The sequence below is a fragment of the Nostoc sp. UHCC 0251 genome (genome assembly GCF_034932245.1).
Classification (GTDB): domain Bacteria; phylum Cyanobacteriota; class Cyanobacteriia; order Cyanobacteriales; family Nostocaceae; genus Nostoc.
This window is the reverse complement of the sequence record NZ_JAYGHD010000304.1, coordinates 13,724-38,994: the sequence shown is the minus strand read 5'-3', so window position 1 is coordinate 38,994 and position 25,271 is coordinate 13,724. Positions and strand designations below refer to the sequence as shown.

The following is a 25,271-nucleotide window of genomic DNA, read 5'->3' as shown; positions in this document are numbered from 1 at the left end:
ATAGGCAACAGGCAAGAAGCCTATATTGCTACCGCCTGAAAAAAGGGACGGGCAAAATACCCATCCCAAAAAATTCACTTTTATTAAATTGATAGCAAAACTTTTATTGCAGAGGTTGCATATTTACGGGATGATTTAGCAACTTCCAAAACTCCCCCTCTGCTTCCCCTGCCTCCCCTGCGTCCCCTGCTTGCCCCAATTCATCCCACTGTTCTGCAACGCCTTATTGCACTCGGGTAGGGAAAGCACCAGGTCGCACAGCTATATTAATATTCTGCCCATTGCGACGTAATTCCATACGTAAATCGCCCCCGACTTGGCTATTTTCTACTGCCTTTTGGACACTGCTGGCATCTGTGACTGCTTGTCCGCCAAGCTTTTGGATTACATCACCAGCACGTATTCCTGCTTTAGCGGCTGGTGAATTTGGGACAACTTTTACAACTAATACACCTTTATCTTCATCCACATTCAAACCGCTATTGGGATCTGAGTTGATATTTTGTTTTAGTTGAGGCGTTAACCCCATCATTTGAATTCCCAGATAAGGATGTTCTACTTTGCCTGTAGCTATAAGTTGATTGGAAATGCGTTGTACTGTCTTGATAGGAATAGCAAAGCCTAATCCTTGTGCCCCTTGGATTATAGCTGTATTCATGGCAATTACCTCGCCACGAGAATTTAGCAGGGGGCCACCGGAGTTACCAGGATTAATCGCTGCATCAGTTTGAATATACTCTACTCGCTTATCGGCAGCACCGATTAAATTGCTACTGCGTCCAGTAGCACTGATGATTCCGGTAGTTACTGTATTATCTAGTCCAAGGGGGTTGCCGATCGCGATCGCCCATTCTCCCGCTTGCAGTTGATCTGAGTTACCCAAGGCTACTGAAGGTAAATTCTGTGCCTGAACCTTGATAACAGCGACATCCGTTAATTCATCTTTTCCTAACACCTTACCTTCCAAGGTGCGTCCATCTTTGAGCGTCACTGTCACTGTATCAGCACCATCTACCACATGGGCATTAGTGAGAATTCTACCATCGGCACTGATGATAAAACCTGAACCAGTACCCCGTTCTACCCTTTCTCTTGATTGTGGCAGTTGGGAGCCAAAGAAGCGGCGAAAAAACGGATCGTTAAATTCATCTGGTATCCGGCTTCTTACCGTTCGGGAAGAGTTAATCCGCACTACTGCTGGCCCGACGTTTTGCACCACCCGTGTTACAAAGTTAGGATCTGTAGCAGCTGGTAATGGAGGAGCAGCATTTACTCGGCTAACTGCCAAATTAGATGCACTCTCAGACACCTGCCGAGAGTTTCCAGCAATATAGCCGCCTGCCAATGTCATACCTGATCCCAACAGCACCAGCGATAGAGAGGCGGCAGCCTTTTTCCAGGGTGCTCGATTATGGTATTTGGCATCAGCAGTGTTATGTAAAATGCTATTTGATGGGTGTTCTCTGTCGCTAGATTCGTTTTGCATTGCTGTCTGGAATGGATATTTAGATATATTACTAATGTAGATATAATTTATGACAGTTTTGTTGCAAAGATATTGCGTTTTTGTGAAAGCTTTGGTATTTTACTGAACCGTATTGGAATATAGTCATTCGTAGAGACGCACAGCTTTGTGCTGCGTGTTCTGTACCATGCCTGAAGGAATAAAAATGGCACAGGGGAAAATTTTACTTCAACCTGGCACTTTATGGACAAGTGTTAAAGAACGGACTGAATATGCTTTGCAATGCGGGGCGTTATTATCGATACCGACAGAATTTGAATTTGTCGAACAGGATGGCGTGCGCTTCTTGGTGCGGATTTTGTCTAACCTGAATCGCAAAAAAGCAGCTAAAGAAAAACAATCTGCTACCTCTAGTCAAGAGTTTAATCCTTTTTTGCCCTACGAAGAGGATTTATTTGTGGCGGATATTTCCGATACTCATGTATGTATTTTGAATAAATTCAATGTTGTTGATTATCACCTGCTAATCATCACCCGTGCCTTCGAGGAACAGGAAAGTTTGCTGACTCTGGAAGATTTTGCAGCTATGTGGGCATGTTTGGCTGATTTTGATGGTTTAGCATTTTACAACAGTGGCAAAACCGCAGGTGCTAGTCAGCGACACAAGCACTTGCAATTAGTACCACTTCCACTTGCACCTTCGGGGCCACAGATACCTATTGAATCTCTGCTAACAGCAGCACAACTTCAGGAATTGATACCTTCTAGTGCGTCTGCTACACCAACGCTAGGCTTTGCCAACACAATACCAAAACTTCCTTTTGTACACGCTTTTGCTCCACTAAATCCCCATTCGGTGCAGTCACCGTTCAAAGCGGCCCAAGCAACACTGGAAGTTTATCGGACATTGCTACATACTGTGGGTTTGGACGCAAGGCAATCTGGTGCTTACAATCTGCTAGCGACACGAGAATGGATGTTGATCGTACCGCGATCGCAGGAGCATTTCCAGTCTATCTCTGTGAATTCATTAGGATTCGCTGGGGCTTTGCTAGTGCGGAATGCAGCAGAAATGGAGATTCTCAAAGCCCAAGGCCCGATGACCATCCTCAAGAATGTTGCTGTATCCTAATTAGACATCTCCGAAAATAGAATGTAGAGACGTAGCAGTGCTACGTCTCTACAAGGGTTCTGGGTAACGCATATTTAATTTCTATGTCTATTAGACATCTCCGAAAATGAATGTAGAGCCGTTGCAATGCAACGTCTCTACAAGGGTTTCAGGTAACGCATAATTCATTTCTGGAGATGTCTATTCAATTGGTGCGATATCAAACCTTTAGTTAAACTCTGAACGCAGAGATAAAATAGTTTTTTAGGCAGGAAATAACGGTAAGAATAATAACTCAGTACTTATAACCAGCACTGGGTCAATATCTCGCTACCACTAACAGCACATAGCACATCTGAATGCGGTTATGATCAAAGAGGCTAAGAAAATAACTTTTTAGTCAAAATCCTTGTTGGATTGTAAGCTACTTTTTTAAATCACTTTTCTAATGGAAATTACTGAACTCTTTGAACTTTCAATTAGACGATCGCGATCGCACCCTAGCGATCATTATCTAGCATTCGCTCACCTTAAACAAGTGCTTTCTAACACCGACATCGAGTCTCTAACCGTCAAAATGAGTTTGACAAACCACTAGATAGAGGTATGGATATTGAAACCTATGAGCAAATATGGGATTCAATCGTTAGCCCTTTGCGGTTTGAAAAACGGGAAAGTTTTGCTGATGATTTATGTGCGCTAACCCTTTATGTCCATTCAGCTTGAATCTATTAAATCTAAAATGCTACCTCCACAAGCTGAAAAAAAGATGCGCTGCTGGATTCGCAGTCGCCACTTGATTTGTTCGGGCAACTTTTTTATATTCGAGACATTAGAATATACGACCATTGAAAGATTCTCTCAATGTGTCGCTTCTTTAGGAGGAACAGTAATATGCGTTGAACCGATTAATAAAATTTGGATGGGCGATCATCGCCAAGTCATTTTATATCAGGCAAAAGCTAGTTTACATACGCCTCATCATACTTTGAAACAATACTGGATAAAATCCGGTAGTGCATACACTAAATTTGATGAGCGTGCTTGAGAGTTACTATCCTGCGGAAATCTTTCTGGCAGGCGTCTACACTCCGATTCAAAATTAGGTTTTGAATTTTAAATACTCCCCAAGGGGATTGACGGCTAATTGTTAATGTCTAATTGCTAATTTTTTTATAATGATTAGCTGTTAGTTATTACCAGTTAGCCGTCTAAGTTTGTTAGAGAATATAACTAAAGATCTCTCCATAAGTTGATAAATTAATCGTGGCTATAAACGACAAACGCTTTAGCAAAAGTTAAAAATGTAGCGTAGTTTGCCCCGTAGGCATCGCCTGCAATAATTCTAGAAAGTGCATTGACGCTGACTCGGCTTGTCACCAGACATCACTTACCTTTTTAGTACTCAAGCATTTGCGCCCAAGATAGAAGAGTCATAGTGGCGTAGCAAATCTTCTGGATCGTTGTAAATTGCGATCGCTCCCGACAGTTGTTCATCGCTAAAGCCACCGCAACGCAAAGCAATCACACCTACCCCTGCTTTGCCGGCAGACTCAATGTAATGCCCTGATGCGTGGTTCTTTCCAATCGTTATTGTTACCGATGAGTAACTTACGTTGAGCGATCGCTTCTATCAGTTTAGAGATATTCGGGCGATCGCCCCACATCATACCGAATTCTAAGGCGATCGCTTCTAGCTCGGCTTTATCACGTTCTGATATCGACAGTGTAATAGATTGACCTTTTCGACTCATTAAAAGTGTCCGTATACTTTGTACATATTTTCTCTTGTCAACTTCTATTTTGCGTGCCAATATAGTTTTTAACAACCAGTTACGGACACTATTTAAGTGTATGTCCGAAAATTACAAAATTACTCTCAAGCCTGTTTACTCGCAAACCTTCTCAACACCTGACGGAGTGAAGTTACCTAAAGATTGGTTACTTTCTTGGCATCAAGCTGCAACTTTAGAAGCGTTGCGCGATCCAAATATTGATGTCGTGTTCAACACTGCGATGACTGGCGATGGTAAAAGTCTCGCGGCTTACCTAGAAGTTCTTCAGGGCGAATTTTCTGCGATCGGACTTTATCCAACTAACGAACTCGCCCGCGATCAAGAAACGCAGATTAGAGGATATGTAGAAAAATTCCAGCCAGAAAATCAGCCGCGTGTAGTGCGACTAAGTGGGGCTGATTTAGAGATTTATGCAGAAAATGAAGGATTGAAAAAAGGGGCTGCGATCGCAACTCTGACTAACCAGAGAGAGGCATTATTAACCAACCCTGATATTTTTCACTACTTACATCGAGGCGCTTATATAATTCGTGGCGATAGCCCAGATAAGTTATGGGGCAGAATTGATAAAGATTTTGACTTGTTTATTTTTGATGAATTTCACGTTTTCGCAGCTCCCCAAATTGCTAGCGTGATTAACACAATGTTGTTAATTCGCTGTACAAATCGCCGTAAGAAATTTCTGTTTCTCTCAGCCACACCAGATACAAACTTAATTGGTCGATTAGAAAAAGCAGGATTTCGTTGTAAAGAAATTGATCCTCTAAAACAAAATAAATATCAGTTTCCCGATACACCAGAGCAAGGGCAGCAACTGCAAACACAAGGCTGGCGGCAGGTAGCACGGATAATTACGCTGAATTTTATTCCTTTGGAACCATCGTTTAAAGCTTCGGAAACCTGGCTAAAAGAAAATAGTGATTTGATTTTGGCTCAGTTTCAGCAGTATCCAGGAAGTAAAGGCGCAATCATTCTTAACTCAATTGCAGCAGTCAAACGTCTAACTCAATTTTTTCGGGAAATATTACAGCCTTACGGATTGAAAGTTGGAGAAAATACAGGGCTATCGGGAAAAGGAGAAAAGGAGCGAAGTCTTTCTGCTGACTTGGTTATTGGTACTAGCACAATTGATGTAGGGGTTGATTTCAAAATCAATTTTCTAATTTTTGAATCATCCGATGCAGGTAACTTTATCCAACGTTTAGGACGCTTAGGAAGACATGATGAATATGAGAAAGATGGACAGATAGTTAAGTTTGAAAATTTTACAGCTTTTTCTCTAGTTCCTAACTTTTTGGTAGAGCGATTGTTTAAGGGTGATACTCCACCGTTAGAAGTGAATAGTATTTGCGATCGCCCCTCTTTTCACAATACAATTACCGAGAATTATCGCCAAATCAACGATTTTCGTGGTTATTATCGTCGTTGGGGGGCTGTGCAATCATTTTGGTTGTTTTATCAGTTGAGCGATCGCACAATTAAACAACAGTATGCACAAAGCCGAGACAAGTTTCAAGAAGCCTGTGAACAATTATTTGAAACAAGTCTGAAGTCTGCGGCTGGACGTGTTTCGGGATGGGCGAAAGATTGGCAAGCACTTTCTGGTAAATCAGGAAATCCTATTGCTGAGGATGCTGCTAGTTTTCGAGGTTCAAGTCCTTTGCAATGTGGTTTATACGACTTAACAGAAGAAAACGAGGCAAATAGGTTTAAAACCTACGATTTACCGGGTATTTTGGGCAATTTAGAAATTGAGATGTGGACGGAAGCGGCATTTATACGGACACTCAAAGAAACCGCAGAACGTACCGGACAACCCATTGCCAAAGGTAGATTTGCTCATTGTCTGGCATTTATGAAGTTGCGTTCCTACCGAGAGGAACGGCTGAACTGGAAGTTTACCTATTCTGGAAACTTGCAGCCAATTGCTGACGCTTGGAAAGTTCAGGTTTTGACTGGTGTAGAAATTTGGCAACCTGACAACTATTGGGTAGGAGAAATTAACAAACGCTTAAAAAAGGAAGGTTTGGTTTGTTACGTGATTCGCCGTCCTCTTGCTGAAGTGCGGATGCGGCTAAGGCTACCGATGAATTTTCAGATTTATGGCATCAGCGATCAGTATAGCTTTCATGATGCTACTGCGCCCTATGCGATCGCATTTGGTCACTCTGCACTGCTGTTGGATACGCTTGCTTACACGTTTAAAAGCAAAGGAGATGAGATATGGGTTGTTTAAGGTTTCAATCCCTAATAGGGATTTTAGTTGATTTATGACAAGAGCTTACGGTTTTAAGCACAGACTTATTCGTTTCAATCCCTAATAGGGATTTCAAAGGATTATTTTTTGTGCGCGTAAAGCTCCATGTATACAAGGATTTCATAAAAGGTTGAATAAGTCAAAGTTTATCATTTGTTGAATAAGTCTGTACTTATTTAAATGCTTGACAAGAGCTATCGCATTATGTAGCGTCAGATTATACAAATTACTGGAGTCCTTGCAAAACAAGCATTTGGGCTGAAGTATTCGTATGACACAGTTTTTAAAGGAGGTGATAATAATGCTTGTCAAATTGACAAACCTTGAGCGACTAATTTCAGTTCTCAAAGATGGTAGGTGGCATTTAGGCGACGAACTAGCCGCTAAGGTTAGTTGGCGATTTGGACACACGGTATTTGAAGCTCGCAAGAAAGGCTACTTAATTGAAAAGCGGAAAGTTGCTCATAACCAATTTCAATATCGGTTATTGGCAGCATAACTGATGCGATAGCTTATCTGGGGATTTCTCTAGCTAAATTAGAGAATCCCCATCTAAGAGGGAAGCTCATTAGCAGCTTGCGGTATTAAGGTCAGGCGTAGGTAGTCTCTATCCCCAACAGATTGAAAGCTGATGGTTGAGCGAGTCACTGGTAACACCAAATCTTAAAGCAATAAGTTTTAAGAAAGCTTCCCTCTTTCTTAGCATCACAGGAAATAGTTAATAAACTTAAACATTTTGAAGTTGAACTATGAACGAACAAAAACTTTTGGAAAGAATTACAGTCAACCCCAAAATTTTTGGTGGTAAACCAATTATTCGAGGTCGTTGCCTTGCGGTTGAACATATTTTTGGGATGTTGGCGGGGGGAGATACTATCGAAAACTTGCTAGAAAGTTATCCCTGGTTAGAACGGGAAGATGTACAAGCCTGTTTGGTCTACTATGCGCGTCGGCTAGTTGGTGATGAATAAGTTGAACCTTTTCCGCTATGAGTAACCCAGTTTCAGACAATTACAGACATCTACTAATGGAAATAAAACAGTGTATTCGTTCAGCCCAGTACGAAGCACTAAAAGCAGTTAATCGGGAAATGATTAACCTCTACTGGGACATTGGACAGATAATTGTTACTCAACAGCAGGGCGCTACTTGGGGAAAATCCGTAGTAGAACAGTTAGCAAAAGACTTACAAGCAGAGTTTCCAGGAATTAGCGGATTTTCTGCTGCTAACCTCTGGCGGATGAGGCTTTTTTATGAATCATACGTCAACAATGAAAAACTCGCACCAATGGTGCGAGAAATTGGATGGAGTCACAATCTGGTCATTGTAGAGAAGTGCAAAGATGACCTAGAACGGGAATTTTATATCAGAATGACTCGTAAATTTGGCTGGACAAAGAATGTTTTGATTCACCAAATTGAAAATCAAACCTATGAAAAGACTCTGTTGAATCAGACTAACTTTGATAAAACTGTTCCAGCAGAAATCCGTAACCAATTAAAACTAGCTGTCAAAGATGAATATACTTTTGATTTCTTGGAGCTAGCAGATGAACACAGTGAACGCCAGCTAGAACAGGCAATTTTAACAAGAGTTGAACCATTCTTGCAAGAAATGGGTGGGATATTTGCTTTTATCGGTAGTCAATATCGGCTAGAAATTGATGAAGAGGAATATTTCATAGATATTTTATTATATCATCGCCGCTTAAAGTGTTTGGTAGCGATAGAACTGAAAATTGGTAACTTTTTACCTGAATATGTAGGCAAGATGCAGTTTTATTTAGCTGTTTTAGATGACACGGTAAAGTTACCTGATGAAAATCCTTCTATTGGAATTATTCTTTGCAAGTCTAAGCAGAGAACGATTGTTGAATATGCGTTGAGGGAATCTAATAAACCAATTGGTGTAGGAACTTATCAAGTGGTTTCAACATTGCCTCAAGAATTAAAAAATCAGCTTCCGGCTCCAGAGCAAGTTGCCAAGTTGCTAGAAGGCGTGGAGTAAAAAAATGGAGTTTGAAAATGTCTAATGATGATTGGTTATCAGGTGATTTTGGTTTTGATGGTGATTCTTCAGACCGCACTATTGAAACTGAAGGCGAGTTACTAACACTCAAGCTATTGCGTGAAGCTATTCAATCTCAAAATCCAGATGATAAGGTAATGGCAGATTTTGGTGAATATGTTTTACCAAATCTGTTACGGATAGCAATTGGTGTAACGGCGAAAGGCGGTAAGTTTTTTGATGAAATTGACCAACAGCGAGAAGCTGAAGGAAAAACTAAAGTTAGACGAGATAATGCTGCTGACCAATCGTTGAATACTCACTTACTCAATGGATTATTCCCAGCAAATTTAATTGAGAAACGTTTAGAAAAACTCAATACCACAGTGCAGCGAGTCGTGAAAGAGCGAGAGCGTAGATTAGTAATTGCTGGATTTATTTTACATGATTTTGAAAAGTTCCCTGATGTCCCTGAAAACTGCCGCAAGTTGCCGTTAGCAGAACATCGTAAAATTATTGATAAAAAAGTTCACCAGTTAGGACTAGATAACTTTATAAATCCAGAAAATCCTGAAGGTTATCAAGAGTATCTAGATGATTTGTTGTGCATGGCTTATAATGCTCAACGTCGCTGGGATACTAACTGGAATTTTTCTGAATTTGGGTTGAATCCTCTTCTCAAAGACCGTACCCTTCGCAGTCTGTCTGATTTAACTTGTTTGGCTGATTCTCTCGCCTCAATTGTTAAACATCCCCAGGACGCAGAGAACTCTAGGCTGCAAGAAGTTATACATAATTTGAGTGATGGACAACTGAAATTTACATATCACAGCATTGCTGAAAACCGGGGTGTATTAACTAATGTAGTTAATAATGCCTTAATGGAAGCACACACTAGTCTCAATACTGAGGATCAAACCTACTATGAAATACTGCTTTACCTACCCACAGGAGTAATTTATTTAGCTAGAAAAGATGCTCCAAAAATTAGTCGAGAAGGATTAGGTGATCGCGTTATTGATACTATAAAACAACTCTGCGCTAATCAACTTCAACTCCGAAAAGTTGGATTCAGTCGGGGAAATATCGGGATGAAATATGCTGACTACTACAATCTCTTCCTCGACATCAAAGGCTTAATGCAGTTTACCGTTGATGCAGTACCGAGTAAAGTAAAAACCAGCAAGGCAGCAGATAAGGCTACTAATTTGGCTCAATTCCAGCGTAAAGGTGTTTTAGCTAAGAATATCAAAATCGATTTTGCAGAAGATATTCGTATAGATCATTTGGCAGAATTAGGAGCTTTAATAACTGGAAAATTTTGGAAAGAGTATCTTGATAGAGTTAAAGCCCTAATTAAAAACAACAAAGAACTTCCTTCAATTCCAACTATTAATCTTACAGAGATAGCTATTGATTTTCTTAATTTATCTGAGTATAAATCTGAAGTTATTGCACTTCAGCAACTTAAAGATACTGGAGGCATAGCGTATGACTGGTATTATATTGCAACGCAATACCTTAAACGTAATCCAGGACAAGAAGACGTTCGTGAAATTTGTCAAAGTCTGGTTAATCGATGGATAGAAGTCATTGAACCAATCATTAATCAGTACAAACTACCTGATGAATGGAAAGATTTAAGGGATTGGTGCGATCGCGTGATTATGCTTCCGACTGAAACGCGACAAAAATCAGCTACCGACCAAGCCGAAATCTTTTTTAAGGAGTTGGCAAACTACAACGCCGCGAAAAAACCAGGGCGAGGGAAACAATTAATCTGCTCAATTTCTCATTCTGCTTACACGGTTACTGAGCAAATGGAATCAGCAGTTTTATTTACGCCACAAGTTTATACCAATAAGCAAATGTTAAGAGGTGCTAACGCTAAACGTAATATTTCCAGTATTGCAGGTATGGAGATAATGCTGAGGCAAATTTTGATGAATCAAACTCAAGCTGTAGGTAAGAAATTTGAAGATGGTAAATATCGCTATCTCTATTTTTATCCTACTTATTACTTTACTCCAGAGACTAACAAGTTTTTGCAGAAAGCTTACAACGGTATTGCTCAAACTCGCTTTGATACCAGCGTTCGCAATCATTTTATCAGTAAGGATTTACAAGCGAATTTGGGGCGCGATCGCTACCAAAGTGTAGATAGTTTCTTAATTGATGAAAACCTCCAGCGTGACAAGGATCGCACCTTTAAGCTTTCCTATCCTGAAGACCAGCCTTTAACATTTTACTTCATGGCACTCCCGCCAGGAAGAGACAGCACCGATACAGAATCTTGGGTAATGCCAACTTGGTTAGCGTTTGCTTTCCCGATGATTTTAGATGTTAAAACTGTGGTTTCAGAGTCACCGATTCCACCTTTTAATGACGGGGCTGAATTTGAGGAAAGCGTTTTCCTTGATAGTGCGCCTCATGCTTTCCGGGCTTTAGTAAGGCGCGATCGCTTCCGTCTTGACTATATCCTCGAAGGCTGGAATGAAAACGGCATCCAATACCCAGCACCTTTAAATGTACTTACCGCCGCTTACGCCATTCATTTAGATGTGAATGCTAGGCAAGGTAAGTCTGGTTACGATGCCAACTGGGGGAGATTTACAGAACTGGCTAAAGATTTTGAAACCAGTCCACTATACGTCTTTTCTTATCTCAATCGCTGGGTACGTAACCAGGGATCAGAAACAGCAAGAATTGAAAAAATCCGGCTTTATGCTTATCATTTTTATCCTTGTTTTGACCCTTATGTGAAATATGACACTAATATGGAGCAATTAATTGTGGGAGAAGCATCAAGCCTGAATCATCCTAAGAAATTAACAGATTTGTACCGCAGATTTTACCGAGCTAATAAGCGCTATAATCCTAAGTCTAATGCTGTGTTGAAACCAGTTGATATTGCGGCTGAAACTATACTAAAAGCTGAGTCAAGTGTGTTTCAGGGAGAAACATTAGTTGTAGCTGTTGCAGCAGAAGTTTTTAAACTCATGGATCGTGTTCATTCGTCTACTGCTGAAGGACGATGGATCATGAGCAAACGAGAAGAAGAACGGCAAGCTGTTCTAGATTTTGCCAAGTATTTTGTAGTAGAGGTATTTGATAACGCATTTGCTGGCGATCGCGCTCGTTTGGCAGGTCGTCAACTCAACTTAATTCGAGATACCTGTGAATTTCTTTATCGTCTTGAAGATGACAAAGAAAATGCAGAAAAAAATGAAAATATTCCTGTAATAGATGATGTTAATGAACCGGAATAAATTCTTCTTCTAGAAGTAAACAAGTAGTAAACAATTTTTTGGAGAAAATCAAAATCATGGCAATTTTAAAAACTGTTGAATCTAAATTCTTTCAAACTGAGATTCCTTACAAACCAATGGGTAAATATGTTCATTTCTTGACTATTCGCATTACTGAATCTTATCCTCTATTTCAAACAGATGCAGAACTGAATAAAGCACGGGTAAGAGCAGGAGTTAAAGACAAAACCACAATTAGCCGTTTGTCAATGTTCAAGCGCAAACAGTCTACTCCAGAGCGTTTAGTTGGTCGGGAATTGCTGCGTAATTATGGCTTAATGACGGCTGAAGAATGCGAATACAACGTAAATTTCGCAATGGATAATCCTGATTGCATCATTTACGGATTTGCTATTGGTGACTCTGGTTCTGAAAAATCGAAAGTTGTAGTAGACACGGCATTTTCAATTACAGCTTTTGATGAATCACACGAAACATTCACCCTCAACGCTCCTTATGAAAATGGTACGATGGCTTCCAAGGGTGAAAATGGTTCTAAACCTGGTGAAGTTACCAGTCGAATTAATCAGCAAGACCATATTAGACCGCAAGTTTTCTTTCCTAGTATTGTCACCTTGAAAGACCCCACTGAAGCTAGCTTCCTTTACGTTTTTAATAATATTCTGCGAACTCGTCACTATGGAGCGCAAACCACCCGTACAGGTCGTGTCAGAAATGAGTTAATTGGTGTTGTATTTGCGGATGGAGAAATCACCAGTAACCTGCGTTGGACTCAGGCAATATATGACCAAATGAAATCTAATAATACTATAAATCCTCCCGATCCACTAGATGAAGATGATGTAATTACTGCTGCTAAAAATGCTATTGAGGCGTTAATGGCTGATGAGTTTATTGTTCACACAGATTTCATTGGTGATGCTTTTGTATCCCTAATTAACGAAGTTAAAACTTTAACAGGAAGTGAGAAAGGAATTCAAGCAATTTTACAAAAAGCTGATGCAGAAGCTAAAGATTATGCCAAGAAGCATATCAGCAAGAAGAAAACGGCTGCGAAAGCGGGGAAAGAGTAATGGTGTTTATTTATCGCTGTCAAATAGAACTACATGACAGCCTCTATTACGCAACTCGTGAAATCGGACGATTGTATGAAACAGAAGCCCTAATCCATAATTACGCTCTTTGTTATGCACTGGGTTTAGTTGATAGCAAAATCTACTCTACTACCGTTGCTGAAGAACATTCTTACCGTTATTTTTGCCCTGAACAAGTGCCAAAATATGAGGAGCATTTGACGCCACTGAATCAACAGGGAATTTACGTAACTCCGGCGCGATCGCTCAATCATTCTTCCATCCTCAACACCTGGAAGTATGCTAACAACAACTACCACGTTGAAATGGAGAAAACACAGAAAAATATCCCCAGTTTTGGGAGAGCAAAGGAAATAGCCGCAGAAAGTAGATTTGAGTTTTTTGTTATTTCCCAAAAAGAACTCAAATTACCAAAGTGGATTCGTTTGGGTAAATGGATGAGCAAGGCTGAAGTGACGGTAGAACAATTACCGAAACCTAAAATTGCTGAAGGTATATTCACTTGTACACATCCATTAAATCCTTTAGATGTCATGTTCACTAATCAAGTGATTAGCTATGATGTTGTGAATATGCCTCCAGTTAGCTTAATTCAGAATGTCCAAATTCAAGGTCAATTCTATCAATTTGATGGCATTCAAAACTTAAAAATCCCAGTTCGGATAGAATATCGTTTTCGGAGTTAATTACTTTCCAAAGCCTTTACTACGGGTTTTATTTTTTCGAGGCTCTATCGTCATTAACTCGGCTTTAAAACCTCTGGAATCTTGCAACATTAACTTACGTATTCGCTGGCGTTGGTAAGTCTGCACTTCAGCAGCTAGAGGATGATCAGGATCAATCTTTAGGTGAGTAATCGAAGAAACATATTTTTCTTCACTTTCGGGATTATTTGGCTCTTTTAGTCCGCACATAATCCCGCCTTCATCTCCTGAATAGCCAACGAAATCAACTTCAAATTCTCTGTCTGGATCGGCGTTTACTCCTTTTTGCTTTAATGTCTTCAAAAACTCCTTCCCTGCTCGTGCTTTAATGGGTAAGTTCTCTTTAAGTTTTTCAGTTAGTGCCTTTGCTGCATTGTAATCATCAATTCTCATTGGTCTTTCTCCTTATGTAGTTTTTCTCACTTAAAAGAATACTACTATCATCACTCGACAGTCTTTAAAATTTTAGATACCACATTCAGCGATCGCTCCTCTATTCCCAGTGAAACACTATCAACAACAATCCAACGCCTTCCCCAGCGATTACCTAAACAACTTGTGGGGAGAAATCCAAGCTTGTCCTTACTTTGCTATCAACAACCTCAACCGCGATTTTGTCGCCACTAAAGGATTTTCTGTAGTATTTCAGCGTTCTGGATTACCAAAAGTAGAACAGCAGTTTCCCTACTTCAAGCCTTATCTAGATTTAGCTCTCCAGCCCAATTGTAATGCTTTTTACCTCAATCCTTTACAACTCAAAGAAGGCTCCCGCGTCGATCCGCATATCGATCGCTCTTTACGTTCCTACTCCAAAACCATTGAACCGCCTGCGGTTGTCAGTGTTCTCTATGTGCGAGTACCTGCGGATATGGAAGGGGGAGAACTGGTATTGCGATCGCACAAACGCCAACTTGGGCAAATTAAGCCCCAATTCAATACTTTAGTTTATTTTCAAGGTGATTTAACCCATTCGGTTAACGCAGTCAAAACCCCAGGAAATCGTCTAAGTCTCGTTTGTGAACAGTATAGTTTGAGTGAAACTGAACTCCAGGAAATCCCTGAGTTTACTGTAGAGTCAAGAATCACTCAGTCTACAACCAAAAAAAGAAAGTATGCCTCATAGTTTAGTGTTGAATTTGCTACCTCAATCGCCCATTCCACCACAGTATCTTACAGGTAGACATCTCCACGCCCTATTTCTCACCCTCGTTAGTTCTGTAGATAGCACATTGGGCGATCGCTTGCACGATTCCACCGCAGATAAAGCTTTCACTCTCTCCCCTTTACAAATTAGTAATACAAACTCTCCTCTTTTAAAAGGTAGTAAAGGGGGATCTAAATTGCAATATTCACATCAACAACCCATTTCCGCCGGAACACCTTGTTGGTGGCGCATCTCTTTATTAGATGACACTCTATTTGGCAAACTTACCCAACTTTGGCTAAATCTTAATCCCAATCGCCCTTGGCATCTTGGCCCGGCTGACTTGTATATTACCAGCATTCAAGGCACACCCCAATCTATTCAACCTTGGGCAAATGCCAGTACTTACGCTCAATTATACGAAGAAGCTAGCAATGTCTGCGACGGGCTACGCCTACGCAATTCTTCCATTAACCTTACCTTCTGCACACCCACCGCCTTCCGTCAAGGACAGTATGATACTACCCTTCCTACCAGAGAATCTGTCTTTAATTCCCTACTTTCGCGGTGGAATAAGTACAGTGGCATAGAATTTACTCAGATTGCGATCGAGTCAATATTTCCCTCATTTGTCAACATCCACACAGAAATATTAGCCGACTCTCGCAGCAAATTTATTGGCATTATTGGCGAAGTTACCTATAAGATTTTGGGAGAAATTGAACCAATCCAAATTAAGCAAATTAATGCTTTGGCTGACTTTGCTTTGTATGCAGGAATTGGTCGTAAAACAACAATGGGCATGGGAATGACGCGGCGGCTGTATTCTCCCTAATTTCAATAATCATTTAAAAACCACCTGAGTTATGAACCAAACTGAATATATTTCTATTGCGGCATTAAATCAATATGCCTATTGTCCGCATCGCTGTTGGCGGATATTTTGTGCAGGCGAATTTACCGATAATCAATATACAATTGAAGGTACAAGTTTACACGATCGCGTCCACACCACAAGCGATATACAGCGAGGAGAAACTTGGCAGATTCGAGCAATTTGGCTAAAGTCTGAGCAATACAAACTCATCGGCAAATCTGACTTAATTGAAGCTGAATCTGGTCAAGTTTATCCAGTGGAATACAAACGAGGACGCAAAGGCGAATGGGATAACGATGAGTTGCAAGTTTGTGCCCAAGCTTTATGTTTAGAAGAAATGACAGGACAAGCAGTTACTACTGGATATATCTATTATGCCCACTCCCATCAACGGCAATTAGTAGAGATTAATCAAGAGTTACGGCAAAGTGCGATCGCAACTATTCAATCTGTCACAAATCTCCTAGAAACAGGAGCAATGCCAAAACCAGTTTACAGCAAACGCTGCCAAGGATGCAGCCTTTATTCGCAATGTTTACCCAAAGCAACCGATAAAGTCAAAAGTTACCAAGAAATCAATTAAATCATACCCCAAAACCATCATGTAGAGACGCGATGAATCGCGTCTTGAAAAACCAATTATCTACACCAACAACCTTTGCCAACCCGTATTTAATTATACCCGACAAATCTATTCACTCAATCTCCAATTATTACTAGGAAGAATCAAAAATGGGAACACTTTACGTAACACAAACCGATGCTTTTATCGGCAAAGTTGACGAACGTCTCACCGTCAAAGCTGAACAAAAAACTATCATGGATATCCCTTTAATTAAACTAGAAGGAATTGTAGTACTAGGACGAGCTACTATTTCTCCCGCCCTCGTCAGTGAACTTTTAGAACGTCACATCTGTTTAACATTTCTCACACAAAACGGACGATACTTAGGGCGTTTAGAACCAGAAGCTACTAAAAATATCTTTGTTCGTAAAGCCCAATGGCAAGCTGTGGGAGAATCAGAACCAGCAATACATTTAGTCAGAGGATTTGTGCGGGGTAAATTGAAAAATTACCGCCATAGCTTACTTCGTACTCAGCGAGAACATCCTGATACTGACCTGAATAATAACATCACTCGATTGGAAAACGCGATCCCAATCGAAAAAACTAACAGTATTGATTCCCTCAGAGGCTTAGAAGGTGCTGGTAGTGCAGCCTATTTCGGTTGTTTTCAACAGCTAATCAAAACCTCAGAATTTCAGTTTGAAGCCAGACGCCGCCCACCAACCGATCCGGTTCATGCCCTACTGAGTTTTTGGTATTCATTGCTACGTCATGATGTGCAAAGTGCTTTAAATATTGTCGGTTTCGATCCCTATCTAGGATACTTACATGTCGAGCGTTATGGTAGACCTTCCCTAGCCTTAGACTTGATGGAAGAGTTTCGTCCTTTAATAGTGGATGCTGTAGTGTTGTCGCTGATTAACAAGCGATCGCTAACCCTAACTGACTTTACCACCGAACCGCTCAGTGGTGCTGTGTCTTTAACCAAAGAAGGACTGCATACATTCCTTCGCGCCTACCAACAAAAGAAACTATCGAATTTCAAACATCCAGTCATGGGAAACAAATGCACCTACCAAGAATCCTTTGAAATTCAGGCGAGGTTATTAAGTAAATATCTCATGAACGAAATCGATAAATATCCCCCTTTAATTCTCAAATAATTAGTCATTCTCCCCAGCTTACTAAAATGCGATTTCAGCCTTTAAACTTTTCTGGCACTCTTCCCAAACGAATTTTCTAATGCTATGATTGCCCTTGAATAGCGCAACCGCACCTTGAAAACTAAATACAGCTTACGTTTCAGACTCCTGCTATTGCAATTCATCAAAATCCCTATTAGGGATTGAAACTACATCTAATACATCTCTTTGTAGAGACGGCGATTTATCGCGTCTCTCTAACGTGTCAGTTTTTAGACTACATGAGGGCTTTCTGAGTTATCCCAAGCATATTGGGATAAAACTGGTGACTTGTGTGTACACCGTAGCCAATCCATCGGGGAGGGTTAGGGTGGGGTAAAACTGACGTGAAAAACCAGGTGAGCAATATTTGTGTATACACCGTAGCTCTTTCTCCCCCTACTCCCTGCTCCCTGCCCCCTTGCAGTCTTAATGATAAGTTTTTAACCGAACACGATATAAGCCCTGTTTCTAATTAGTTTTGCCATTACCTTGAAAATTTAACAACTGCTCATCATTGACCCAAATTGCTTGTTGAGGCACAGAAATAGAAATTCCGGCTTTGTCTAGGGCAACTTTCAGGCGGCGGCGAAACTCCCGTGCTACATCCCATTGTTTGAGGGGCTGTGTTTTAATCCAGACGCGAATAATCAAACCGCGATCGCCAAATTGATCTATTCCCAAAACTTGCGGTGTTTCCAAAATTTGACGCTCCCATTGCGGATCTTTATCCATCTCAAAGCCAATACTATTAATCAACTTCAAAGCCTTTTCAATATCGGCTTGGTAGGCGATCGGGATCGTTAAATCGGCTCGTGACCAACGACTAGAAAGATTGGCAACAACCTTAATTTCACTATTGGGAATCGTAATCAAGCGCCCTTCGGAATCCCGCAATTGGGTCATCCGCAGATTCAGATTTTCTACTAAGCCCCCTACTTCTCCTACATTAATCACATCGCCTAAAGCGTACTGGTCTTCTAAAATGATCAAGAAACCATTAATCGCATCTTTAATTAAGTTTTGCGAGGCCAGAGACACCGCAACACCAACTAAACTGGCACCCGCTAGCAAGGGAACAATATCTATCCCCAATGACACCAACGCTAACAAGAAGCCTACTCCTACGCAGATAGCAGTAGCGATGCTTTTAGTCACGCCCGAAAATGTGGAAACTCGCATTCTCATCCGTTCAGAACTTTCTGGAGTCAATAAAGCGCCACTACTAATCAGAGTGGTGGTGAAGCGGTCAATGAGGGCATAGATGAGACGGATTGCTACGTAAGTTCCCAGGAACACAACACCTAATCGCAAAGGAAATTGGACGGCATTGAGAATTATTACCTGAAATGGTCGTGTGTAGGGAAATAGACCCAAAATAAAGAAGCTTCCACCTCCCCAAATTCCTGCTTGACTTAGCTGGAATAATCGTCTCTTAACTTCTTGGAGATGTCGGTGTTGCTGTTGATTCAGTTGTGTTGCAATTGGTTGAGCTGCTGCTGGTGAAATTGGGGAGTTTAAGGGGCCTGTGTTGGGTTGAGAGGCAATGGAGCGTACTAATTCCTTTTTAGAACGCTGCTGCCAGCTATATACTCCCAAACTCATGAGCATCATCACCAATCCAATGCCCGCAGCAATTTTACCTTGGTCAATTAAAAATTGAGTTTGTCTTTCTTGCTTTGCTTGTTGCAAGTCTTCTTGTAACGATTCGGCGATTTGATTTGCTGATGTCGATATGTCTACCTGTCGCAGTCCAGCATCATCAGAAGTGATAGTCATCAGATATTGGCCGTTGACGTAAATTACGGGTAATCCGTTGACTTCACGAACTTCTACGTTGACTGCTGTTTTTGGTGGCGACTGAAAGTAATTTTGGGCAATTCTCTCCAACTTCTTTTGGATGTCTTCTGAACGCTCAGGGAAGTTGGCTCTTGATGCCGCTATTTGAAATAACCGACGACCATCTAAATAAATCCAGCCTGTAACAAGTCTATTGTTGGAATCATTACTCACACTGCTGGGAGATGGTAGCAGCTGCGGTAATGAAGGAATCTGGGCTGTGGCTTTTGGCACAGATACAACAGCTATAGCCATTGAACTAGCGATGCCTACGGCGGGCAAAGCCAACGCCAAAAATTTAAAGCGCACTATAAAACACCTCCTTGAGTAAAATTGACTTTTGATTACTTCTTATAACCATCCTCCACAATTCTTTTGAGTAAATGTACCTATCTAAAGTTGAAGTTTTCCCTTTATGATGATAAAACTTTGATGTTTTTTTGGGTATCTTCTATCTTTAGAGAGATGACAGTATATTTAGAATCAGCGACTAAAGCTTAAAAGAGCCTTACTCTTACCAAAGATAAGACAAAAAGAATAAAGTTGACATTATGCTGATCAAACGTCAAGCTAGTTTTTAGGACTATTGACTAATGATTTGCTTTCATACAAGCAAAAATCGCCAGTCATAGATAACCTAGTAGAGTGCGTAAATTTTACGTAGCTTTTTAATTTTTAGAGGTAACTTTTGATGACCGCAACTTCTCCCCGATTAAAGCACGAGGTTAAAGACCTCGGCCTAGCTGCCTTGGGTAGACAGCGCATTGAATGGGCTGGACGCGAAATGCCAGTTTTGCGGCAAATCCGCGATCGCTTTGCTATCGAAAAACCCTTCGCTGGTTTACGCCTTGTAGCTTGCGCCCACATTACAACAGAAACAGCACATTTGGCGATCGCTCTGAAAGCCGGTGGTGCAGACGCGCTTCTAATTGCTAGTAATCCCTTATCAACTCAAGATGACGTAGCCGCTAGCCTCGTCTTGGATCATGAAATTCCCGTCTTTGCTCAAAAAGGCGAAGATAACGAAACTTATAACCGCCACGTCCAAATAGCTTTAGATCATCGCCCCAACATTATTGTTGATGACGGTAGCGATGTGGTTGCAACTTTGGTACAACAACGCCAACACCAAATCGCTGATTTGATTGGTAGCACCGAAGAAACCACAACCGGTATTGTGCGGCTACGCGCCATGTTTAGAGAAGGCGTACTCACCTTCCCCGCAGTCAACGTCAACGACGCTGACACCAAACACTTCTTTGATAATCGCTATGGTACTGGGCAATCAACCCTAGATGGCATTATCCGCGCCACAAATATTTTGTTGGCTGGTAAAAACATTGTTGTCGTCGGTTATGGCTGGTGTGGTAAAGGTACAGCCCTCCGCGCCCGTGGGATGGGTGCTAATGTCATCGTCACCGAAATCGACCCCATTAAGGCAATTGAAGCCGTAATGGATGGCTTCCGCGTCCTGCCAATGGCTGAAGCTGCACCCCAAGGTGATATCTTTATCACTGTGACAGGTAACAAGCACGTCGTTCGCGGTGAACACTTCGATGTCATGAAAGACGGTGCGATCGTTTGTAACTCCGGTCACTTTGACTTGGAACTTGATTTGAAATACTTGGCTGCACAAGCTAAGGAAATCAAAGAAGTCCGTCCTTTCACCGAAGAGTATAAGTTGAAAAATGGTAAATCAGTTGTCGTTCTCGGACAAGGACGCTTGATTAACCTAGCTGCGGCTGAAGGACACCCCAGCGCAGTTATGGATATGAGTTTTGCCAACCAAGCTTTGGCTTGCGAATTCCTAGTGAAGAATAAAGGTAAGTTGCAACCTGGTTTGCACTCAATTCCTGTTGAAGTCGATCAAGAAATTGCTCGGTTGAAGTTGCAAGCTATTGGTATCACCATTGATAGCCTAACTCCCGATCAAATTGAGTACATCAATTCTTGGACAAGTGGAACTTGATACTTTGATTAGTTGATTTTTTGGGGGATAGGCGTTTTGCTTATCCCTTTTTTTGTGTTTCTCTCGCAGAGATGCAGAGGCGCAGAGAGAGCATATATATAATAGGATAGAGGGCAATTGTAGAGACGGCGATTTACCGCGTCTTGAAAACCCAAGCGTATTAAGATAGAGGGTGTTATTGTAAGTTTGTATGTCAGCAAAAGATTTTTTTCATAATGCTGTTAAGTTAGCTTTAGAGAAAGATGGTTGGTTAATTACTGATGATCCTCTAATATTTCTAGTAGATACTATAGAATTTCGTCTTGATTTAGGAGCAGAAAGACTTTTAGGAGCAGAAAAAGAAGGAGAAAAAATAGCAGTTGAAATAAAATCTTTTTTGGGAAAATCAGCGATTAGTGAATTTCATACAGCTTTAGGACAAACACTTAATTACCGTTCTATTTTAAGAAAAGAAGAACCTGATCGTATTTTATATTTAGCAATTAGTTATGAAATATATACAGCTTTTTTTCTGATACCTGTAATTCAAGAAATAATTGCTGAACATAAATTAAAATTATTGATATTTGAAAGTAGCAAACAGGAGATTATTTTATGGAAGGAATGAATTATCCTGAATTAGTACAGACAGTATTAGCAAGACATACAGAAAGTCATTTAGCCAAGGGAACGGAAATACAATTAATCTTTGATAATCAAAAAAATCACTATTTAGTAATTCATCTAGGTTGGGAAGGTGAAAAACGGACTTATGGTTCGGTGATTCATATAGATATTATCAATGGAAAAATCTGGATTCAGTGCGATTTTACAGAGGAAGGTGTAGCTAATGAATTAGTAGAATTGGGAGTACCAAAAACAGATATAGTTTTAGGTTTTAGATCGCCTCATGTGAGACAGTTTACTGGTTTTGCATCTGTTTAAGATTTTGCATATCATGTCTGTTTTTCATGTTCAAAAACAGGAGATAGTATTATGGAAAAATTAGATTATCGGGAATTAGTGAAAAGGATCATCTATAAATATGCAAATGAGCAACCCAAAGAAGATTTAGAAAATACCGAAATTGTCTTTGATACAGAACGCGATCGCTACTTATTATTATATGTGGGATGGAATGATGAGGAAAGAGTATATGGATGCCCAATTTATATTAGTATTAAGGATGATAAAATTTGGATTCAGCGCGATTTTACTGAAGAAGGAATAGCTAATCAATTAGTAGAATTAGGTGTGCCGGCAACAGATATTGTTTTAGGTTTTAGATCGCCTTATGTCCGGCAGTTTACTGGTTTTGCATCTGTTTAGATTAATTAACTTAACAAAAAACTTTATGTCTGATTTTAACGATTACATACGTATAACTTTAGAAAGAACAAACTTACCTGACGGGTTAATTGGTGATTTTGGACAGTTGATAGCTTGTGGAGAATCTTATGAGTATATTTTACAATCATTTAACAGAACATACTATCCTGTTTCAGAGGAAGACCTTGCTGTGGTGAAACGATTAGCCTGGCATTTTAACTATCCTCTATTTGAGCTTTTTGAGGCAGTAGGAATTGATTGTGATACTGCTTATAAGATTTGTGAGCTAAAATGTCAGGGCGGCAGTTTAAAGCTACTATGGCAATACTTTGATAAAACAGTTTTTACAGAAGATGCTATAAAAATATTAAATTATATGTTTAAGTAATTGGTAACAAAAATAGTATAATTTATACAACGAGTAATGGGTCAGTCTATCTATGTTTCAGTGTCAAATAGAACTTTTAATTAATGTTCTGCCTGAAAACTCAGAGGCAGATTATATAACCGTAGCCAAATATGATTTTGAACCTCCCGATTTACAAGTAGGTAAAGAAGTATGGGTTCATTGGGAAGTTTGGGATAAACTTTATTCTCTTAAATGCAAGGTTACAGGACGTAAGAATGTAATATGCTCGAAAGGCACTCATCCAGATTATAAAGACAAATATGTTTTTTTACTTAGAATATTTCTTGAAACAGAAGATAGGGAAGATAAATTACAAGAAATTAAAGAAAACTTAAAAAAACACAACCCACATTTAAAATAATGCAATCGTAATATTATCTCCATATCCAAAATAAATACTCCCTCACTTGTCTCACGCCCTCAAAATCACTATCCTGTAAAATAATTGTCAAACGATGACGCAAAGCGATCGCACACACCCTCAAAAACCACATAATTAGCCCCCTCCCCGCAAGCGAGGCTACGGTGTACACACAAGTATAGTCCGCAAAGGTTTCAACTCTTCTAGCCCCATAAATAGCCAAATTTTATGCAACTGGAAACTCCATTTATCCCGCTAATTTTAGGGCTAGGGCAACGAAACCAAGTTTCAGGTGGGATTTCAAGACTTGTGTGTACACGGTAGGCTTTTCGGGAGGTGGAATGGAGTCAGTGAGAGAGTTTGGCTTAGGGCTTTGATTTTGGGTCATTTGCGCGATTGGTGGTTAGCTAATATTTCATGTATTATTCTCAGCGATCGCACTCTTGCACCCCTGCCTAACAGTCAAAACTCTGCCATAATCAGACATGTCCGCACTTTCAGAATTAGATAACAGTTTTTGAGGGAATTTCACCTAAGCTGATTAAAAGGTTTACGCCGACTGGATATTTTAATAGAATAATCTCATCAAAAGATTCGCAGAAATATAAATGGACTGGATTACACTACTGCGATCGCTACAGTCTGATTTTATTAAAAGGTTAACATCTGGTTCTCTGCTTCATTGTGAAACAGAAGGTCAATATAGTGAATTAACTATAATCTCTGGAGAAAGGTTAAGAGCATTACGGGAATTTTGCTGGCTGATGGCTGAGAAATACAAGCGTGTTTTACCAGTCCGTGACGTTTTTATTAGCTATCTCAAAGGGAAGTTGGGTGAGGAAGTTGTCAAAGAACGTTTAGCTGATTCTATTACCGAAGTCGATTATGAAAAGCGATTCGGCGGTGATGGCAATATAGATTTTACCTTGACTTCTGATCCATCTATTGGTATAGAAGTTAAGTCTCGTCACGGTAGGATTGATAGAGTTAGATGGTCAATTAGTTCTGAAGAGGTTGAAAAAAATGCAGTTGTAGTTTGCATTTTGATTCAAGAAGATGTGAGTGAAGCACAATCTGAGTATCACCTTTTCTTAGCTGGCTTTCTCCCAACCCGAATGATTAAGTTGAAGACTGGTAAAATTTCATTTGGCATTGAACAATTACTATATGGTGGTGGTTTATGGTGCTATCTAGAACAATTACAGTCTTCTAGAAATCATTCTTCTAGGCAACAAGCATCAATTTACAAATATCTCCCAAAACAGGAAATTTCATTTAAGCCAACTAATAATCAGTTGAGCAAACCTTCCTTTAAAGCTGAATATACTGATGAAGATTTAAATATTTTTTATGTAAGATTGGGTGATGAATGTTTTGAGAAAGGAGAATATACCGAAGCAATCATTAACTATAATCAAGCTTTACAATTTAAGTTTAGCGATGTTGATTTATATTATAAACGAGGTTTAACTCACTATCAATTAGGAGATTATGAAGCTGCGATCGCAGATTATTCTCAGGCAATTCAGATGAATATTCATGATGCTAAGTCTTACAATAAACGAGGTTTAGCTCTGTCCCAACTGGGGCGATTAGAAGAAGCAATTAATGATTACACCCAGGCTATTAGAATTAACCCTAACGTTGCTGTAGCTTATAAAAACCGGGCTGAAGCTCGTTCTCACGTAGGAGATAACCAAGGAGCCATTGAAGATTATACCCAAGCTATTAAAATTAACCCCCATTATGCAGATGCTTACAAAAACCGTGGGATTGCTCGTTATTTATTAGACCCTCAACCGGGATTTCCCCAAGCAATTAAGATTAATCCTAAAGATGCCATAGCTTATAAAAAACGTGGTAATGCTCGTTCTGACTTAGGAGATTTTGAAGGAGCGATTGAAGATTATA

At 40.1% G+C, this 25,271-nt stretch carries 26 protein-coding genes and 1 pseudogene; 22 read left to right on the top strand and 5 right to left on the bottom strand.

What is annotated here, in order from left to right:
- Positions 1–223 precede the first annotated feature (223 nt).
- A complete protein-coding gene (locus VB740_RS23535; protein ID WP_323202299.1) occupies positions 224–1,486 on the bottom strand; it encodes an HhoA/HhoB/HtrA family serine endopeptidase in 1,263 nt (420 codons plus the stop codon).
- 184 nt (positions 1,487–1,670) lie between these two features.
- On the opposite strand from VB740_RS23535, the gene VB740_RS23530 reads away from it, so the two are divergent.
- The 4 genes from VB740_RS23530 to VB740_RS23515 all read left to right on the top strand — a co-directional run bounded on the left by VB740_RS23530 (position 1,671) and on the right by VB740_RS23515 (position 3,624).
- Entirely contained in the window at positions 1,671–2,597 is a 927-nt protein-coding gene (locus VB740_RS23530) for a phosphorylase (RefSeq protein ID WP_323202298.1), read from the top strand.
- Positions 2,598–3,024: 427 nt separating this feature from the next.
- On the top strand, positions 3,025–3,174 hold the full coding sequence (locus VB740_RS23525) for a hypothetical protein (protein ID WP_323202297.1): 150 nt from the start codon (positions 3,025–3,027) through the stop codon (positions 3,172–3,174).
- Between the two features lie 8 nt (positions 3,175–3,182).
- Positions 3,183–3,302, top strand: coding sequence for a hypothetical protein (locus tag VB740_RS23520; RefSeq protein WP_323202296.1), 120 nt, complete (start codon positions 3,183–3,185; stop codon positions 3,300–3,302).
- Between the two features lie 16 nt (positions 3,303–3,318).
- Positions 3,319–3,624 (top strand): CpeR family transcriptional regulator, encoded by a 306-nt coding sequence (locus VB740_RS23515; RefSeq protein WP_323202295.1) that lies wholly within the window; start codon positions 3,319–3,321, stop codon positions 3,622–3,624.
- Positions 3,625–3,981: 357 nt separating this feature from the next.
- Here the strand turns inward: VB740_RS23515 and VB740_RS23510 are convergent, their stop codons facing one another.
- Together VB740_RS23510 and VB740_RS23505 are read right to left on the bottom strand one after the other, a co-directional pair.
- Positions 3,982–4,104, bottom strand: coding sequence for a hypothetical protein (locus VB740_RS23510; RefSeq protein WP_323202294.1), 123 nt, complete (start codon positions 4,102–4,104; stop codon positions 3,982–3,984).
- 28 nt (positions 4,105–4,132) lie between these two features.
- Positions 4,133–4,330: pseudogene (locus VB740_RS23505) on the bottom strand (WYL domain-containing protein); the annotation flags it as partial.
- A 100-nt stretch (positions 4,331–4,430) separates the two neighbouring features.
- Between VB740_RS23505 and cas3 the strand changes: the two are divergent.
- The 7 genes from cas3 (at position 4,431) to cas5d (ending at position 13,686) form a co-directional block, all read left to right on the top strand.
- On the top strand, positions 4,431–6,608 hold the full coding sequence (gene cas3, locus VB740_RS23500; RefSeq protein ID WP_323202293.1) for a type I-D CRISPR-associated helicase Cas3': 2,178 nt from the start codon (positions 4,431–4,433) through the stop codon (positions 6,606–6,608).
- 322 nt (positions 6,609–6,930) lie between these two features.
- Positions 6,931–7,128 (top strand): hypothetical protein, encoded by a 198-nt coding sequence (locus VB740_RS23495; RefSeq protein ID WP_323202292.1) that lies wholly within the window; start codon positions 6,931–6,933, stop codon positions 7,126–7,128.
- A 250-nt stretch (positions 7,129–7,378) separates the two neighbouring features.
- The gene (locus VB740_RS23490) at positions 7,379–7,600 is read left to right on the top strand and encodes a DUF433 domain-containing protein (protein WP_323202291.1); all 222 of its coding nucleotides are present in this window, start codon (positions 7,379–7,381) and stop codon (positions 7,598–7,600) included.
- 17 nt (positions 7,601–7,617) lie between these two features.
- Complete coding sequence (locus tag VB740_RS23485; RefSeq protein WP_323202290.1) at positions 7,618–8,637, top strand: PDDEXK nuclease domain-containing protein; 1,020 nt, start codon at positions 7,618–7,620, stop codon at positions 8,635–8,637.
- 17 nt (positions 8,638–8,654) lie between these two features.
- A complete protein-coding gene (cas10d, locus tag VB740_RS23480) occupies positions 8,655–11,906 on the top strand; it encodes a type I-D CRISPR-associated protein Cas10d/Csc3 (protein WP_323202289.1) in 3,252 nt (1,083 codons plus the stop codon).
- Positions 11,907–11,962: 56 nt separating this feature from the next.
- Complete coding sequence (gene cas7d, locus VB740_RS23475) at positions 11,963–12,979, top strand: type I-D CRISPR-associated protein Cas7/Csc2 (protein ID WP_323202288.1); 1,017 nt, start codon at positions 11,963–11,965, stop codon at positions 12,977–12,979.
- The gene (cas5d, locus tag VB740_RS23470; RefSeq protein WP_323202287.1) at positions 12,979–13,686 is read left to right on the top strand and encodes a type I-D CRISPR-associated protein Cas5/Csc1; all 708 of its coding nucleotides are present in this window, start codon (positions 12,979–12,981) and stop codon (positions 13,684–13,686) included. Before cas7d ends, cas5d begins: the two co-directional genes overlap by 1 nt.
- Here cas5d and VB740_RS23465 read toward each other — a convergent pair whose 3' ends face one another.
- Entirely contained in the window at positions 13,687–14,097 is a 411-nt protein-coding gene (locus VB740_RS23465) for a hypothetical protein (protein ID WP_323202286.1), read from the bottom strand. It abuts the gene before it with no gap.
- 109 nt (positions 14,098–14,206) lie between these two features.
- Between VB740_RS23465 and VB740_RS23460 the strand changes: the two genes are divergently transcribed.
- The 4 genes from VB740_RS23460 to cas1d all read left to right on the top strand — a co-directional run bounded on the left by VB740_RS23460 (position 14,207) and on the right by cas1d (position 17,456).
- Positions 14,207–14,827 carry a 2OG-Fe(II) oxygenase gene (locus VB740_RS23460; RefSeq protein ID WP_323202285.1) on the top strand — a complete coding sequence of 207 codons (621 nt, stop codon included), beginning with the start codon at positions 14,207–14,209 and terminating at the stop codon, positions 14,825–14,827.
- Complete coding sequence (gene cas6, locus VB740_RS23455; RefSeq protein ID WP_323202284.1) at positions 14,817–15,683, top strand: CRISPR-associated endoribonuclease Cas6; 867 nt, start codon at positions 14,817–14,819, stop codon at positions 15,681–15,683. Before VB740_RS23460 ends, cas6 begins: the two co-directional genes overlap by 11 nt.
- A 31-nt stretch (positions 15,684–15,714) precedes the next feature.
- The gene (gene cas4, locus VB740_RS23450; RefSeq protein ID WP_323202283.1) at positions 15,715–16,308 is read left to right on the top strand and encodes a CRISPR-associated protein Cas4; all 594 of its coding nucleotides are present in this window, start codon (positions 15,715–15,717) and stop codon (positions 16,306–16,308) included.
- A gap of 149 nt (positions 16,309–16,457) precedes the next feature.
- Positions 16,458–17,456, top strand: a complete 999-nt coding sequence (gene cas1d, locus VB740_RS23445; RefSeq protein WP_323202282.1) for a type I-D CRISPR-associated endonuclease Cas1d — start codon at positions 16,458–16,460, stop codon at positions 17,454–17,456.
- A gap of 489 nt (positions 17,457–17,945) precedes the next feature.
- Here cas1d and VB740_RS23440 read toward each other — a convergent pair whose 3' ends face one another.
- Positions 17,946–19,622: a mechanosensitive ion channel family protein gene (locus VB740_RS23440; protein WP_416290474.1), complete on the bottom strand. Its 1,677-nt coding sequence runs from the start codon at positions 19,620–19,622 to the stop codon at positions 17,946–17,948.
- A 382-nt stretch (positions 19,623–20,004) separates the two neighbouring features.
- Between VB740_RS23440 and ahcY the strand changes: the two genes are divergently transcribed.
- From ahcY to VB740_RS23405, 7 genes are all read left to right on the top strand, one after another.
- Positions 20,005–21,282, top strand: coding sequence for an adenosylhomocysteinase (gene ahcY / locus VB740_RS23435; protein ID WP_229559492.1), 1,278 nt, complete (start codon positions 20,005–20,007; stop codon positions 21,280–21,282).
- A gap of 190 nt (positions 21,283–21,472) precedes the next feature.
- Positions 21,473–21,889 carry a XisH family protein gene (locus VB740_RS23430; RefSeq protein WP_322678671.1) on the top strand — a complete coding sequence of 139 codons (417 nt, stop codon included), beginning with the start codon at positions 21,473–21,475 and terminating at the stop codon, positions 21,887–21,889.
- A complete protein-coding gene (locus VB740_RS23425; protein WP_094353376.1) occupies positions 21,877–22,206 on the top strand; it encodes a XisI protein in 330 nt (109 codons plus the stop codon). Before VB740_RS23430 ends, VB740_RS23425 begins: the two co-directional genes overlap by 13 nt.
- A gap of 51 nt (positions 22,207–22,257) precedes the next feature.
- Positions 22,258–22,590: a XisI protein gene (locus VB740_RS23420; protein ID WP_323202281.1), complete on the top strand. Its 333-nt coding sequence runs from the start codon at positions 22,258–22,260 to the stop codon at positions 22,588–22,590.
- A gap of 25 nt (positions 22,591–22,615) precedes the next feature.
- Positions 22,616–22,978 (top strand): hypothetical protein, encoded by a 363-nt coding sequence (locus VB740_RS23415; protein WP_229470963.1) that lies wholly within the window; start codon positions 22,616–22,618, stop codon positions 22,976–22,978.
- 52 nt (positions 22,979–23,030) lie between these two features.
- Positions 23,031–23,360: a hypothetical protein gene (locus VB740_RS23410; RefSeq protein WP_323202280.1), complete on the top strand. Its 330-nt coding sequence runs from the start codon at positions 23,031–23,033 to the stop codon at positions 23,358–23,360.
- A gap of 608 nt (positions 23,361–23,968) precedes the next feature.
- Positions 23,969–25,271: tetratricopeptide repeat protein (locus VB740_RS23405; RefSeq protein WP_323202279.1), on the top strand; the 1,303-nt coding region annotated here is incomplete at its 3' end.